Annotated in this window: 13 protein-coding genes; 7 read left to right on the top strand and 6 right to left on the bottom strand. The window is 57.6% G+C overall.

Annotated elements, in window-relative coordinates:
- Positions 1-301: 301 nt before the first annotated feature.
- From J7447_RS12825 to J7447_RS12815, 3 genes are all read right to left on the bottom strand, one after another.
- Entirely contained in the window at positions 302-775 is a 474-nt protein-coding gene (locus J7447_RS12825; protein WP_286189130.1) for a DUF3775 domain-containing protein, read from the bottom strand.
- A 547-nt stretch (positions 776-1322) separates the two neighbouring features.
- On the bottom strand, positions 1323-1565 hold the full coding sequence (locus tag J7447_RS12820; RefSeq protein WP_022997977.1) for a hypothetical protein: 243 nt from the start codon (positions 1563-1565) through the stop codon (positions 1323-1325).
- A 43-nt stretch (positions 1566-1608) separates the two neighbouring features.
- Positions 1609-1833: a hypothetical protein gene (locus J7447_RS12815; protein WP_139314228.1), complete on the bottom strand. Its 225-nt coding sequence runs from the start codon at positions 1831-1833 to the stop codon at positions 1609-1611.
- 439 nt (positions 1834-2272) lie between these two features.
- Here J7447_RS12815 and J7447_RS12810 point away from each other — a divergent pair, with 439 nt between their 5' ends.
- Positions 2273-3403: a hypothetical protein gene (locus J7447_RS12810; protein ID WP_208993780.1), complete on the top strand. Its 1131-nt coding sequence runs from the start codon at positions 2273-2275 to the stop codon at positions 3401-3403.
- A 35-nt stretch (positions 3404-3438) separates the two neighbouring features.
- Here the strand turns inward: J7447_RS12810 and J7447_RS12805 are convergent, their stop codons facing one another.
- Together J7447_RS12805 and J7447_RS12800 are read right to left on the bottom strand one after the other, a co-directional pair.
- A complete protein-coding gene (locus tag J7447_RS12805; RefSeq protein ID WP_209169777.1) occupies positions 3439-5169 on the bottom strand; it encodes a caspase family protein in 1731 nt (576 codons plus the stop codon).
- A gap of 162 nt (positions 5170-5331) precedes the next feature.
- Entirely contained in the window at positions 5332-5691 is a 360-nt protein-coding gene (locus tag J7447_RS12800) for a helix-turn-helix domain-containing protein (RefSeq protein WP_145915728.1), read from the bottom strand.
- Positions 5692-5818: 127 nt separating this feature from the next.
- On the opposite strand from J7447_RS12800, the gene J7447_RS12795 reads away from it, so the two are divergent.
- The 4 genes from J7447_RS12795 (at position 5819) to J7447_RS12780 (ending at position 9163) form a co-directional block, all read left to right on the top strand.
- Positions 5819-6535, top strand: a complete 717-nt coding sequence (locus J7447_RS12795; RefSeq protein WP_209169776.1) for an MBL fold metallo-hydrolase — start codon at positions 5819-5821, stop codon at positions 6533-6535.
- A 95-nt stretch (positions 6536-6630) separates the two neighbouring features.
- The gene (locus J7447_RS12790; RefSeq protein WP_022997972.1) at positions 6631-7830 is read left to right on the top strand and encodes a pyridoxal phosphate-dependent aminotransferase; all 1200 of its coding nucleotides are present in this window, start codon (positions 6631-6633) and stop codon (positions 7828-7830) included.
- Positions 7831-7974: 144 nt separating this feature from the next.
- Positions 7975-8577, top strand: a complete 603-nt coding sequence (locus J7447_RS12785) for a hypothetical protein (RefSeq protein WP_209169775.1) — start codon at positions 7975-7977, stop codon at positions 8575-8577.
- 106 nt (positions 8578-8683) lie between these two features.
- Positions 8684-9163, top strand: coding sequence for a DUF992 domain-containing protein (locus tag J7447_RS12780; RefSeq protein WP_209169774.1), 480 nt, complete (start codon positions 8684-8686; stop codon positions 9161-9163).
- Between the two features lie 34 nt (positions 9164-9197).
- Here J7447_RS12780 and J7447_RS12775 read toward each other — a convergent pair whose 3' ends face one another.
- Positions 9198-9491 carry a hypothetical protein gene (locus tag J7447_RS12775; RefSeq protein WP_145903515.1) on the bottom strand — a complete coding sequence of 98 codons (294 nt, stop codon included), beginning with the start codon at positions 9489-9491 and terminating at the stop codon, positions 9198-9200.
- 500 nt (positions 9492-9991) lie between these two features.
- On the opposite strand from J7447_RS12775, the gene J7447_RS12770 reads away from it, so the two are divergent.
- Both J7447_RS12770 and msrP read left to right on the top strand, forming a co-directional pair.
- The gene (locus J7447_RS12770) at positions 9992-12055 is read left to right on the top strand and encodes an elongation factor G (RefSeq protein WP_209169773.1); all 2064 of its coding nucleotides are present in this window, start codon (positions 9992-9994) and stop codon (positions 12053-12055) included.
- Between the two features lie 170 nt (positions 12056-12225).
- On the top strand, positions 12226-13188 hold the full coding sequence (gene msrP / locus J7447_RS12765; RefSeq protein WP_055655710.1) for a protein-methionine-sulfoxide reductase catalytic subunit MsrP: 963 nt from the start codon (positions 12226-12228) through the stop codon (positions 13186-13188).
- Positions 13189-13825 lie beyond the last annotated feature (637 nt).

Here is a 13825-nt window from a genome sequence, read left to right as displayed (position 1 = left end):
AGTGTCGTGATCAGGGCCGACGCAGCGAGCATTGCGCCGACATATGGCCATGGAGACGGACGATGGACGGTAAACACGTCTTGGTTCGCCGGGTCTTGCAGCATGCCCTCAACTCCCTTGTCCCACCACGAAGTGGGGCAAGAGTGGGCCAAATGTCCGGCAGCGAAAAGATAGTAAATCAATTGCTAACCGGTTTTCCCAAGGAAAACGACCTGATGTGGAAGACCCGGCAAAAATGACCTAGCCAGCTTGACCCGCCGAACGTCTTGAAGCCCGGGCGAAAACAGCGCTGTGTCGGCCGTCAGAGGTCAAGCGCGTCGAGACCGGCTTCCAGGTGATCGGCCAGGAGCGGCATGCCGAGAAGATAGGTTGCTGTCGAACCGACGGCGCGCTCGCGTGCCTCGTCGACCGCTTGCTGGAAGTCTTCAGCCTCGAAGTCACCGCGGCCGATCCAGGAGATGGCCACCAGTTCGGCAGCTTCATCCACGTTGAGATCCTCGATCAGCTCCCGCAGTTCCTCGTCGGAGAGGTCGTCGTTTTCCTCCTCCGCAAGGCCATCGTGACCGTGACTTTGCTCCAGGGAATCGGCGTCGAATTCGACGTCGCCTTCATGGCCGTCCTCGAACGTATCCTGAAGAGACGATGCAACTGCTCGCGCCTTCTGGGCGAGCAGGCGGATCGTGTCTGCTGAAAGTGTGAGGTCGATGTCCATTGCTGCCTCCGACAAACCCTTCGTTTCTTTATCGATCCACTTTTCGCCGTTGGCAATGGTCATGATGTGAAATCCCTCACTGGCGCCGGTTGCATCGGCGTAATACTACCACTTGAGGGCAAATGCCCCGTAGCGGATTTTGTTCCACATGGCTTGCCGGAAGTTTCCGAACGCACTCGCAAAGGCCTGGACTGCGGTTATCCCCGGTATTCAAGGTCGCGCCATGTGACTCTGGTTAATTTACGATCGATGCCAGCCTTGAACCGCGTGCGGTCTTGCAGATGACATGTGATCTTGCTTTACTTGGCGAACGAACAAATTCCTGTCCTTGACCGTGATCAACAGCGGACGCAACCGGCGGACCACCTGAGGGCGGTGAGGCAGCGGGCACTTGCACATATGCACTGCGGGGCTGTCTTGGATGAAGGTTCAAAGAGAACCATCGTTGGGCAGGAAACGTTATCCGGGGGCGGACCGGGCACTGAGGCCCGGCACTCATGTGCCAAGCATGAGGCCGGGTCTCGGCTTTTGAAAGGTCGGGCTCCAGGCGCTGATCTTGACTTCCTGAAACAGACGGAGCCGCCGCGGCGGCTCCTTGTATGTCAAGCTGTCAGAACATGGCGCTTGCCGGTCGACCGGCGTTTGCAGGTGCCTGGCCGGTTGCTGAGTGCGCGACGGGCTCGGTCTTCGGGACACCGTTCGTGTTGGCCGGGTTTGCCATCGCCGCTGCTGCGACCAAAGCGGTTGCCAGCAACATGCCCAGAAAGATTGCCTGCAACAGCGGCCGGGCTTCATGCAGGTCGCTTTTGGAGGGAACGGACTTTCTGGTTTTCTGGTTATCTACGCGTGCCATGGTGATGATCAGTCAGGTTCGAGCGGTTGTACTTCGGTTTCTGTCAGTCTGCCTGCGCTTGAACGCCGGTCAGGTCCTGAAACAGTCGGCGGGCCAGCAGACGGGTAACGGCAACCATGGTCACGAACGCGACCATCGGCAGCACCAGTGACGGCTCCAGTGCGGACATCAACATCAACAGGCCTGCTGCCACTATGAACAGCAAAACCGGTGGGAAGCTTACGTTCTGCGACTTGATGGTCGCCTGTACGGTCGTTGCGTGGGCCATTGGCTCCTCCATCCGCTGGGATGAGTTCAATCTCGTTTGAAATTGCGCCGGCACGCGGACGCGATTTAGACATGCGCCGTGTGTTTTCGTGACTATTTTGCGGCAAATTCGATCTATTTGCTGCCGCCTTGGCAAGGCGGCACAATAGGTAGTGTTCGTGCTCCGAATGGCGCTGCATTCAGGGGGGCGACGGTTCTGTTTTTCATTCCGGCAGTCTTGATGTGCGAAGGTGGAAGGTTGTGGTTCCGGGGGCTCAAACCGGCCAATTAAGCTTTCGTAAAATTGACAATACAACTTCTCATAAAAACGTATTGCATTGTTTAATTACTGTAAAAACTGACATAACCCAGATATTTTACGATGCGATTTTAGTGTTTGTTTGCATTTCGGAAGCATGCTTGCTCGCCGGGACATCCGATACAAACAGACCAGGCATGGAATGACGATAAACGCTGCGCAGAGCGCCACGGTGGGCAAGCCGACAGACCCAGTAACGTCGACAGAACCATCGGTCCAGAAGGCCGGGGAGCCGCCGGCCTTGTCGCTGGCGGGTATCCAGTTTTTCATTGCCGATATCAGCAAGAAAACCATTCTCTGGCACGAGGTCGGTTCCCAGAGTTTCAATAGCGAAGTGCGGGATCTGCAGGAAGCGCCCTCCAACGAGGCACTGCGCCACCTGTCGCCAGAGGATCGTAAGACCATTCTCCGGCTGGTCCAGGGTGCGATCCGGGAAGGCCAGGCCGGGCCGTTCGACGTCGGCGGCGGGCCGGACCACCGTATCCCGGGCATTCCGATCGTTGCCTATCGTTACGAGTTGCCGGACGGCAAGATCCTTGCGATCTGCTTCCCCTCCATCGGTGAGAATGATAATAATCCGGGCCGGGTCGTACTGGGACTGGCGCCGATCCTCCAGCATTTCGTCGCGTCCTCCACCCGCGTTGTGCTGCTGGTCGACAATTTCGGCTACGTGCGCTTTGCCAGCGACGGTTTCCTCAAGAGCTTCCAGATCGAGGATGCTCGCCTGATCCTGGGGCGCAACATTGCCCATATCCAGAACCGGGTCGGGCGAACGATCGTCTCCCTGACGCTTGCGGCATTGACGCGCCGGGCCAGTGCGACCGGGCGTGGCAAGTTCCTGCTGGCGTCCAACGACAGCGTCGAACTGAAATACGACGCCATGTATTTCCGTGTCGGCGGCACGGTGGGCGGGGTGCTGTTTTCGGCCGGCCATGCCGGCGGTGACGTCGATTTTGCCAGGGTCTTCGAAGCGTGCAGCGCGCCGATCCTGGTGGTCAACATCAAGTCAAAGATCATCATCGCGGCGAACAACGCAGCGATGAAGACCTACCATCTGACATCGGACGTCCTCGACAGCCGTCCGATCACCGAGATGCTGCTTCACCCGAGCAATTATGCGTCCCTGTTGACCTCTGCCAAAGACGCCTCGGAAGTTCCCCTGTCGGTGCCGGTGACGGTGCTCAATGGCCAGACCAAGAAAAAGCGCTTCAAGTGCACGATCATCGATGAGGACAAGGACGATCCGAAGCTGATCCTTGAAACGAGAAGCTGACCCTCGACAGGCACAAGCGAAACATGAACTGGATTTTACTTCTTTTCGGGAGGTAGTCTTTTCAGCTCTATCCTGACCCAGGTCTCGTCCTTCGGGCCGGTGTTTTCCAGCCTCGGCCCGTTGAAGTTGAGACGGGACCCATATGCGACGAAGTCCGGGAAGCTGCCTCTGATCTCAACAGTCTTCACCTTCTTCTTCTGAAAGAGATAATCGGCCTCCAGGCGCATGGACATCTTCTTGTCCGAGGTTACGACACCACGGAAATTTGCGAAGGGATTGCGGTTGTCATTACGAGAGATGCCGGCGAGGTTCTTCCAGTCCAGCAAATAGAACTGGTCATTGCGGAACCGCAATGTTGCTGAGGAAAGCAAGGTCCTGTCATTGATCTGAAATGGATCTTCCGGATGTGGATTGAAGCGATGAACCTCTAGGCTCCACATTCCATCGTAAACCTTTGGAGTTTCTTCGAAAACCTTTATGAGGTGAAGCAGTGAGTTCTGGTCGATGTAACCGGTATCTTCGATTTTGCTGGCAACCTGAAAGGCCCGCAACGCAGATCTGGACTTTGTACCAAAAACACCGTCAGCTGTTCCCGCATCATGACCAAGCATGTTGAGTGCTGCCTGGACCTTGCTGTATCCGCTCGCGTCAAGTCCCAGACTGAGTTCAAGCGTTTCGGGCGCAATGCTTGTTACAGCTAAGGCTGCTCCTGTTCTGCTGACTTCGCCGATCCGATCCAGAAGTGTCTGTGTCGAAAGTGTCAGTTCGGTAGGTTCATGGGATCCTGAAGTTTGCTGACTTATCGTGTCCTGCTCAAGCTCTTTTAGTAACTTGTCAGCCACATCCGAGGCTACGGTTTTGGGAAAGTTCTCAATGATGACGCGGTAACCCAAAATGGTGTTCTTTTCGACAGCCTCTTTCAGTGCGAAAGTGGCTGCAGCTTCACGCTCGGCGTCGTTGTCGTAGGTAATGACCGGAGAAATCAGTGCGTTGTTGTGAAAGAAGTAGAACTCGGACGCCATGGAAGCGACAACTTCCGGTCTTTGCTTTTGTCCCGTCAATTCAAGAACGTCGCGGGTCACCCTTTTTAACATCGTTGATACTTCGATGTTGGGTGTAACTATGTGTTTTGCCAAGGCAGTCGTGAAGGGAGAATTCCTGTTGTCTCCATCAAGGGCAACTTCATTTGGCTTGGTTGCAAAAGCAACCAGCGAATTTGCCGATCGCTCAGGGACCGCCAAGCCTCTGTTGAGACCAAGTGCTCTTGCCCGCCCCGCAAGCTTCTTTCTCAAATTATCCGCGAACGGATTATTGCGGCAGGCATCGATAAAGACCAGACTCAATGGAACGCGAGCTTCCATCATGCTGATGATGCTGTTCAGGTTCTTGCCACTGGTTACGACGTCCTGTTCGTCGATGACTGCAGCATCGGTGGTCAGGAGATAATTTTCTTCGCGGAACTGCATTCCGTGTCCGGCGTAATAAAACATGCCTGTGTCCGCTGTCTGCAGATCGGCTTCGAACTCTCGCAGGGCTTCCGTGAAATCTTCAAAGGTTGCGTCCATGACAAGCAGGACCTTGAAGCCAAGCTCGGTTAACTTGCTGGCGATCAAGGATGCATCATTGATCGGGTTGTCCAGTTGCGTCGCGTGTTGATAGGAGGCGTTGCCGACTACCAATGCGACCCGGTCTGCAAGTGCAGACGCTGGTAGCGCTCCAAAAAATAACGAAACTACAAATAGTGGAACCAGAAAAACCTTCTGCATTGATCCCCCAAACCCATGCTTCAAAGGTTGCTAAAGGACAGGAAAACTTCAGTCCCTCGGCGGATAGTGTCGTGTGCAAGGCTGCAAGGTCAAGCGGCAATGTACCGTTGCTTGCCTTTGGGGAAGGCTTGTCAGGGTTGCGGCTTGGTTAAGGCGTAGGGTTTACGCCGCTGATGCTGCGTCACTGCCGTGGTGTTCCACGGCCCAAAGGTAAACCTGTCCAAGGATTTCGGTCAGGCTCCGGCCTTTCGGTGTGAGGGCATAGCGGACGCGGCGGTGGGCGTCGTCCAGTTCGGTACGAGCGACCAGTCCAATCTCTTCCAGGTGGCGCAGTTCCTGGGTCAGCACCTTGCGGCTGATCGGTTTCAGTGTCCGCTGTAGTTCCAGAAAATGATGATCCCTAGCGGTCAGGCAATGCAGAACCTTTGGGGTGTGTTTGCCGCCAATGCTTTTCAGCGTGTCGGCAACAGGACAGTCCTGCGTGCCAGGCAGGCGCCAGAGGGATGCGATCGGTTCGCTCATGTCCGTCTCCACCGGTTCGCCGGGGGTATGGCCCGTCCGGGTTACCAAAAGGTGCCTAATTGAACGTATTTCCGCGTCCGCCTAGGTGAAGAGCCAACCTATCACCAGGAAGAGAACGGCGGCAAACATGTCCGAGATCCAGATCCACACTATCCCGATCCTGCCATTCGGCATGGTCAACGCGTTTCTGCTGACCTTTGCCGGTGGTGCCGTGCTTGTGGACACCGGGTTGCCAGGCAGCGAGACCAAGATCGAGAAGGGGCTGGCGAAGGTCGAGCTTTGCCTTGCCGATCTGAAGCTGATCGTGGTGACCCACGGCCACATCGACCATGCGGGCAGCGCCAAGCGTCTTCAGAAACTGTCGGGCGCGCCAATCGTGCTGCATGAAGGTGATTTGCCCTATTGCCGGGGCCAGGCTCCCATCCTGAAGCCTTCGGGGTTCTTCGGTCGGCTGTTCAAGCTTTCAGGCGCGATCGAACGGCCATTTGCGAAGGTGGAGCCGGACATTCTTCTGTCAGGGGACCAGACACTGGATCTGACAGCCTATGGCGTGCAAGGTGTCATCATGCCGACGCCAGGCCACACGCCCGGATCGCTGTCGGTACTGCTTGACGATGGTGCCGTCCTCGCGGGGGATCTGGCGGCGTCCGGCATTCTTCTGGGGGGAATCGCGCTGAAGGGTCGGCCCAAGCCGCCCCCCTTCGAAGAAGACCCGCTTCAGGTCGTCCGTTCGCTGAAATTTCTGCTGTCCAAGGGGGCAAAACGCTTCTATCTCGGCCATGGCGGACCGCTCGATGCCGGGGTGATTGAAAGATACGCCGGCAAACTGGCGCAAGCGGCCTGAAAACTCCCGTTCTTCTCCGGATTTGGTCTTGTTTTCCGCAGCGCACGGATCTAGGGTCCGCGCGCTGTTAATCCCGTTTCCCCCTGGAGGACATTATGGGCTTTCTTGCTGACGCATTGGCGCGTGTTAAACCTTCTGCGACCATCGCCGTCACCAACAAGGCACGCGAGCTTAAAGCCGCAGGCCGCGATGTAATCGGTCTCGGAGCTGGCGAGCCGGATTTCGATACCCCGGAAAACATCAAGACAGCCGCCATCAAGGCCATCACCGACGGCAAGACCAAGTACACCGCTGTCGATGGTATTCCGGAGCTGAAGGCGGCCATCGTCGAAAAGTTCAAGCGGGAAAACGGGCTTACTTACGAAACCAGCCAGATCACCGTGGGTACCGGCGGCAAGCAGGTGCTTTACAACGCGCTGATTGCAACGCTGAACCCGGGCGATGAAGTCATCATTCCGACCCCTTACTGGGTAAGCTATCCGGACATGGTGCTGCTAGCAGGCGGTGAACCGGTGATCGTGGAAGCGGACAAGTCGACCTTCAAGATTACCCCGGAAGCACTCGATGCGGCGATCACATCGCGCACCAAGTGGCTGATCTTCAACTCTCCGTCCAACCCGTCCGGTGCGGCCTACACGGAAGCTGAACTGAAGGCGCTCTGCGATGTGCTGATGAAGCACCCCCATGTCTGGGTCATGACCGACGACATGTATGAGCACCTCGTCTATGACGACTTCAAGTTCACCACGCCCGCTCAGGTGGAGCCTGCACTTTACGAGCGCACGCTGACCGTCAACGGCGTGTCGAAGGCCTATGCAATGACCGGCTGGCGTATCGGTTATGCCGGAGGCCCGGCTGACCTGATCAAGGCCATGGCCAAGGTTCAGTCGCAGTCGACCTCCAACCCTTGCTCCATCGCCCAGTGGGCGGCGGTCGAGGCGTTGAACGGCACCCAGGACTTCATCCCGAAGAACAACGAAGTCTTCAAGGGACGCCGGGACCTGGTTGTCTCCATGCTGAACCAGGCCAACGGCATTTCGTGCCCGGTGCCGGAAGGCGCGTTCTACGTGTTCCCGTCCTGCGCCGGTACAATCGGCAAGACGGCCCCGTCCGGCAAGGTGATCGAGAGCGACGAGGACTTCGTCTCCGAGCTTCTGGAAGCTGAAGGTGTCGCCGTCGTTCACGGTTCGGCTTTCGGGCTTGGTCCGAACTTCCGCATTTCCTATGCGACCTCGACCGAAGCTCTGGAAGAAGCCTGCACGCGCATCCAGCGTTTCTGCGGGAACCTGAAATAAGCTTATCGGACATCGAAAGACTTGCGAAAGGGCGGCCGACGGCCGCCCTTTCCTGTTGTGGGCTGCATTTTCCGGTTGAGGAATGCGCGGTTTACAGCACAGTTCGAACGCTCTAGCCTTTCCCAGTCAGGTGGAGGTCGAGCGATGGCAAATTCACATCAAAAACAACTGCTTCTTGATCTGTTTGAAAGCCTGCCGTCGATTGTCTTCATTGTGCTCTGGCGACAGACGGGTGATCTGGAGCTTGCAGGCTGGAGTGGTTGCGGTCTTGCGGTTTTCGCTCTTGCCGGCTTTGTGCTGGTCAAGGCGCCCATGCACCCCGTATTGCTGGGTATCAATCTGCATATCCTGCTGGTGACACCGCTTCTGGTCGGCCTGTATCGGTTTAGTGACGGCACTCTGGCAGCATTCCTGACAGGCTATTCGTACAGTGCTGTTTTGTTGACCGTGACGCTTACCGGCGGGGTCTTGACCCTGTTCTCACGCGGTGGATTTGCCGGTGTCCCCGACTTGCCCAGATCAACACAGTACCGACTATCGTTTCTGATGCTTGCCGTATCACTGGCTGGAACGGTCTGGGCGTTCCAGGCGCCGGAAAACAGCATTCTTCCGGTGATCGTCACCTTGACCCTTCTGATTGCCGGTCGCCGGTTTCTGCTTGCCCGAGTGTCGGACAGGTCGTCGAATGCTGGTGTGCTTGCCCCAGCTCTGGCGGGCGGTACCGACACTACCGACGGTTACACCTGACCCTGTTGCCATTGCCGCGATTTTGACGTCTTGGCGCGTCATATCACGGGCGTGATCCGCGTCTTTGCTAAAAGCGAATATTCGCAGCCGAACGGGAGTTCTCTACATGCGTATTTTTAAACCGGTTCTTGCCGCCGTGGCCATTGTGTTTGCCATGCCGGCCCTTGCCTCCGAAGACAGCCCAAAGGTTGAAATCGGTAAACTGAGCTGCCTGGTGGAAGGCGAGCACAGTTTCATTGTTGGCTCTTCAGCAACACTCGGATGCAGCTTTTCACCGGTCGACGGCGGAGCGGTGGAAAACTACAAGGGGACCGTCCGCGACTATGGGCTGGACATAGGCAAGACCAAACAGGCCACGCTGGTCTGGGGTGTGCTGGCACCTTCCGCAAACCGGAAGCCGGGCCTTTTGGCAGGCACCTACGGCGGGCTGACCGCCGGGGCAAGTGTTGGTGCGGGGATCAAGGCGAACGCGCTGCTGGGTGGTTTCGACCGCTCCATCGCGCTCAACCCTTTCAGCCTGGAAAGCCAGACAGGCACGAACCTGACACTGGGTGTCAGCAAGATGACGCTGGAACTGATCAACTAAGCCTCAGCGGCTGTCACTGTCCTGTTTCTCCGCTTTAATCGCGGCAGCTTTCGTTCGCGCCGGCACAAGGAGTTTCTTCCTTGTCCGGCCGGGTGTTCTGCCGGTTGATCTGCTCGGTGCGGTTCAGACGCTCCGCACCGTCAATCTGTTGCCGGGTGGAGAAACCGGACTGTTGGCGGTTGAGGTTCTGGTTCAGCTGCTGACCGGCAGAAGGCAGCCGCGGCGAGGTCATCATGGGAGGACTGCGCAGCTGGGTCGATTGCGCATGCGCCGGTATTGCCGACGTGGCAGCTAGCAGGGCTGAACAGAGTATCAGGGTTTTGGTCACGCGTGCTCCTTTTGCCCGAGGCCGGTTCCAATTGGTTACATAGGCCACTGCGCGTCAATTTCACTATCTGCCAATTCCGGCAGGGCAATGGCACATGGTTGGGAAGGTCTGAAGGCGGGACTTTTTTCAGTCTTCAGCTCAAATTTTCTCCACCGCTTGCCGGTCTGGAGATCTCAGTCGGGAGAGCCTTTATAAGCCTCTGGGATCGGCGGTGTTTTGGATTTTTGTGCACTTTTGGCGAGCTGTCATCGGCCTGGAGACTGAGCCGATACAAGGGCAAATTGCTGCGCTGCCGCGTAAGATTCCCTTGCGTTGCCGCCGATATCGGCGCGACGATGGCTGACCGCCCCTGGTCGATCGGCCGCAGTTTGGGGCTTGGTGCTGTTGAGTACCGGGCAAAAGGCCTTCGATCCCATCCGGGCGAGACGCGGCAGGCCGCGTCCCCCAGCCGGCCCTGCCGCGTTGTTACGAGATATCCTCGAACTAACGGGAGGCTCAGCATGGCAATCACTTCAAACGGAAAAGGATCTGCTGCGGGCAGCGCTCCGCGCTGTATCGCCCTAGTGGGTCCGTTCGGCAGCGGCAAGACCAGTCTTCTGGAAGCCTTGCTGGCGCGAACGGACAAGGTGGCCCGGCAAGGATCCGTCGCGAACGGAAATACGGTGGGTGACGCTTCGCCGGAAGCGCGTGCCCACGGCATGAGTGTGGAACTGAACATTGCGGACGCGGAATTCCTGGGAGATCGCTTCGTGTTCGTCGACTGCCCTGGATCGGTGGAGTTCCTGAGCGAAATGGACGGGGCGCTTTCCGGGGTGGATCTGGCCGTCGTGGTGGCGGAGGACGACGAGCGCAAGGTTCCAGCCCTGCAGCTGATCCTGAAAGCCCTTGAAGCCCGCGCCATTCCGCGGGTTTTGTTTTTAAACAAGATCGACAAGAGCACGCGGCGGGTGCGTGATGTCCTGAGCGTGCTGCAACCGGCATCTGCGGTGCCGCTGGTGCTGCGACAGATCCCGATCTGGGAAGACGGCCTGGCGACGGGTTTCATCGATCTCGCGCTGGAGCGGGCGCATGTCTATCACGAGAAGGAGGAAAGCACGCAGATCGACATGTCCGATGCGGACCTCGCGCGTGAGCACGAAGCCCGTTTCACCATGCTGGAACACCTGGCCGATCACGATGACGACCTGATGGAGGCGTTGCTCGAGGATATCGCCCCCAATCGCGATCAGGTGTTCGCCGATCTGGTGAACGAAATGCAGGACGGTCTCATCTGCCCGGTTTTCTTCGGTTCCGCAGAACACGGCAACGGTGTCAGCAGGCTGCTCAAGGCCTTGCGCCACGAGGTTCCAGGTGTCGATTTGCTGTCGCGCCGGGTGCTTGGCACGACGTCGCGCGCGATGCTGCAGGTCGTCAAGACGCTGCACACCCAGCACGGCGGCAAGCAGTCGATCGCCCGCGTTCTGGAAGGCGTGGTCTCCGACGGCGATACCCTGTTCCTCAATGGTGACACCGAAATCAAGGTGTCCGGACTGTTTTCTGTCTTCGGCCAGCAGGCGAACAAGATCGCAACGGCCGGCAAGGGCGATCTGGTTGGGCTCGGGAGGCTCGATGATGTCCAGACGGGCGACCTCCTGAGTTTCGAAAACGGAAAGATCGAAAGCCTTCAGGTGCTCGAACGGCGCAATCCTGTTCTGGCGACGGCGATTTCCGCCAAACAGGGCAAGGACGAGGTTCGTCTTTCCGCGGCACTGGCGAAACTGGTTGAAGAGGACCGCTCGCTGATCGTCTCGCAAAACCAGACAACGGCCGAAACGTTGCTTGCAGGGCAGGGCGAAATGCATTTGCGTGTTGCCCAGGAACGGCTTGCCGGAAAATACGGTCTGGATATCGCCGCCAATACGCCGCACGTGCCTTATGCCGAGACGATCCGGTCAGGCACCAAGGTTCGTGGCCGTCACAAGAAACAGTCCGGCGGGCATGGTCAGTTCGGCGATGTGGTGATCGAGATATCTCCGCTACCGCGCGGCGAAGGCGTCCAGTTTTCAGACACGATTACCGGGGGTGTCGTGCCGAAACAATATATCCCCTCCGTGCGTGACGGCGTGTTGGATGCGTTGGGGCAAGGCCCGCTCGGTTTCCCGGTGGTGGATGTGTCCGTCTGTCTGACGGACGGCTCCTATCACTCCGTGGACAGTTCCGACCAGGCCTTCAAGATGGCCGGAATACTTGCAATCCGAGAAGGTCTGCCTGAGTGCAAGCCGGTGCTGCTGGAGCCGATCCACAAGGTGGTGATTGCCTGCCCGAGCGATGCGACCGCGCGGGTGAATGCGATTGTCTCGGCACGACGCGGACAATTGCTTGGCTTCGATGCCCGTCCCGAGTGGAATGGCTGGGATGAGGTGCAGGCATTGATGCCGGAGGCGGAAATCGGTGACCTGATCATCGAACTGCGTTCGGCGACCGCCGGGGTTGCAAGCTACACCGCCGAGTTCGACCATATGGCGGAACTTTCCGGCAAGGCGGCGGACATTGCCCTGCAGAGGTCCGGCAGACAGGCCGCGTGAACGGTAGAGCACTGAAAGCGATGACAGAGGGGCCGGTTGGCCCCTCTGTTGTGTTCGCCCTACTAAAGCGCTGTACTGTTGATCACCTTGTTGTTGCGCTCAGTCACCAGGGCGTTATTTGCCATTGAAAGCCGATTCCGGTTTCCTTCGGAACAAACGGGAGACTGACAATGAATATACTGAAGAAACGCAGCTGGGAGCTTCCGGAACGGGAAGCAACACCGGAGGCCGTTTTCATGAACCGCCGGCAGATCCTTGCCGGCCTTGCCGGGGCTGGTGCGCTGATGGGTACGGGTCTTGGAATTCGCCCGGCCTTTGCGGAAGAAGACCCGAGCGCGGGCCTTTATCCGGTCAAGCGTAATGAGACCTTTACGCTCGACAGGGACGTGACCCCGGAAGAGTTCACGGCGAAATACAACAATTTCTACGAGTTCGGCACGCACAAGCAGATCTGGCCGGCGGCACAGGAACTCAAGATCCGCCCCTGGACCGTTGTGCTGGATGGCATGATCGACAATCCGCAAGAGATCGGCATCGATGACCTTCTGGCCAAGATGCCTCTGGAAGAGCGGCTCTACCGGCATCGATGCGTCGAAGCGTGGTCCATGGCCGTGCCCTGGTCGGGATTCGCGCTTGCCGAGCTGGTGAAGCTGGCCGGGCCGCAGTCCGGCGCAAAATACCTGCGTTTTGAAACCTTCCTCGATCCGTCGGTTGCCAGCGGGCAGAAGCAGAGCTGGTATCCCTGGCCCTATGTCGAGGGCCTGACGCTGGAAGAAGCGACCAATGAACTCGCCTTCATCGCTACCGGCGTTTACGGCAAGCCGCTTGCCAAGCAATATGGTGCACCGATCCGGCTGGTTGTCCCGTGGAAGTACGGCTTCAAGTCGATCAAGTCGATCGTGAAGATCTCCTTCACCGACGAGCGTCCGGTCAGCTTCTGGGAGGAGATCCAGTCTTCTGAATACGGCTTCTGGGCGAACGTGAACCCGTCCGTGCCGCATCGCCGCTGGCCGCAGTCTTCCGAGCGGCTGCTTGGAACGGACGAGCGCCGCAACACGCTTCTCTACAACGGCTATGAGGAGCAGGTAGCCGGCCTCTACAAGGACCTGGGCAACGAACGCCTGTTCATGTGAGGTGAAGTGACATTACGTCATGCTGCGTCGCAGCATGGTCTGGGCAAAAAAAGAGCCGGGTCTTAAAAGACCCGGCAGTTTATTTTGATTCACTGAAAACAGTGGAATCACCTTCCAGAGGGGAACAGCTGGTCGGAACATCACTGGGAGGAGGACGTGATGTCCGTGTGACCAACAGTGATGCTTATATGCAGTGCACAAGCTGCGTAAACAAGAGGCAGGGGCGCAGATCTGCTATGCATTTTACGCAGGGCTTGACTGAATGGTCAAAAATTTGACCAAAACCCCTTTAATTACAACAGATTGAATTAGTCGGTTTTTGCCGGTGGCTTCAAAAAAATTTTTAATTTCGAGTGAAAAAATCGATTGGTTCACCGAAATAAATGCAAATGCTCTCCCCGTGTGCAGTAATTTTGATGCCTAAATGTTGAGCTGATTTGGCGAATGAAACCTGAGTCTGTCCAGTCCTATGCTTTCCCAGCGGAATGGAGACGATCGGGTCGCTCGGTTGCCGCGGCGCAGGCCGAGTTCCGAGACCTCTTTAGGGGGAGAGTATTTGCAAAAGCCTCTGTGCGGCCGCTCGTGCAGGCAAGCAGGGTTGCGTCCCGGTCAAGCCGGGGCTGGTTGAGCCAATCGC

The sequence above is a fragment of the Labrenzia sp. R5_0 genome (assembly GCF_017743835.1).
GTDB classification, from domain to species: domain Bacteria; phylum Pseudomonadota; class Alphaproteobacteria; order Rhizobiales; family Stappiaceae; genus Roseibium; species Roseibium algicola.
The sequence above is the reverse complement of the archived record's forward strand: the minus strand, read 5'-3'. Positions and strand labels throughout refer to the sequence as shown.

What these genes read in the sequence shown, in the direction of transcription:
- J7447_RS12780 (WP_209169774.1), top strand. Translation starts at nt 8,684, where the DNA reads ATGCGTATTTTTAAACCGGTTCTTGCCGCCGTGGCCATTGTGTTTGCC.
- J7447_RS12805 (WP_209169777.1), bottom strand. Translation starts at nt 5,169, where the DNA reads ATGCAGAAGGTTTTTCTGGTTCCACTATTTGTAGTTTCGTTATTTTTT.
- J7447_RS12825 (WP_286189130.1), bottom strand. Translation starts at nt 775, where the DNA reads ATGACCATTGCCAACGGCGAAAAGTGGATCGATAAAGAAACGAAGGGT.
- J7447_RS12790 (WP_022997972.1), top strand. Translation starts at nt 6,631, where the DNA reads ATGGGCTTTCTTGCTGACGCATTGGCGCGTGTTAAACCTTCTGCGACC.
- J7447_RS12800 (WP_145915728.1), bottom strand. Translation starts at nt 5,691, where the DNA reads ATGAGCGAACCGATCGCATCCCTCTGGCGCCTGCCTGGCACGCAGGAC.
- J7447_RS12815 (WP_139314228.1), bottom strand. Translation starts at nt 1,833, where the DNA reads ATGGCCCACGCAACGACCGTACAGGCGACCATCAAGTCGCAGAACGTA.
- msrP (WP_055655710.1), top strand. Translation starts at nt 12,226, where the DNA reads ATGAATATACTGAAGAAACGCAGCTGGGAGCTTCCGGAACGGGAAGCA.
- J7447_RS12820 (WP_022997977.1), bottom strand. Translation starts at nt 1,565, where the DNA reads ATGGCACGCGTAGATAACCAGAAAACCAGAAAGTCCGTTCCCTCCAAA.
- J7447_RS12810 (WP_208993780.1), top strand. Translation starts at nt 2,273, where the DNA reads ATGACGATAAACGCTGCGCAGAGCGCCACGGTGGGCAAGCCGACAGAC.
- J7447_RS12770 (WP_209169773.1), top strand. Translation starts at nt 9,992, where the DNA reads ATGGCAATCACTTCAAACGGAAAAGGATCTGCTGCGGGCAGCGCTCCG.
- J7447_RS12795 (WP_209169776.1), top strand. Translation starts at nt 5,819, where the DNA reads ATGTCCGAGATCCAGATCCACACTATCCCGATCCTGCCATTCGGCATG.
- J7447_RS12785 (WP_209169775.1), top strand. Translation starts at nt 7,975, where the DNA reads ATGGCAAATTCACATCAAAAACAACTGCTTCTTGATCTGTTTGAAAGC.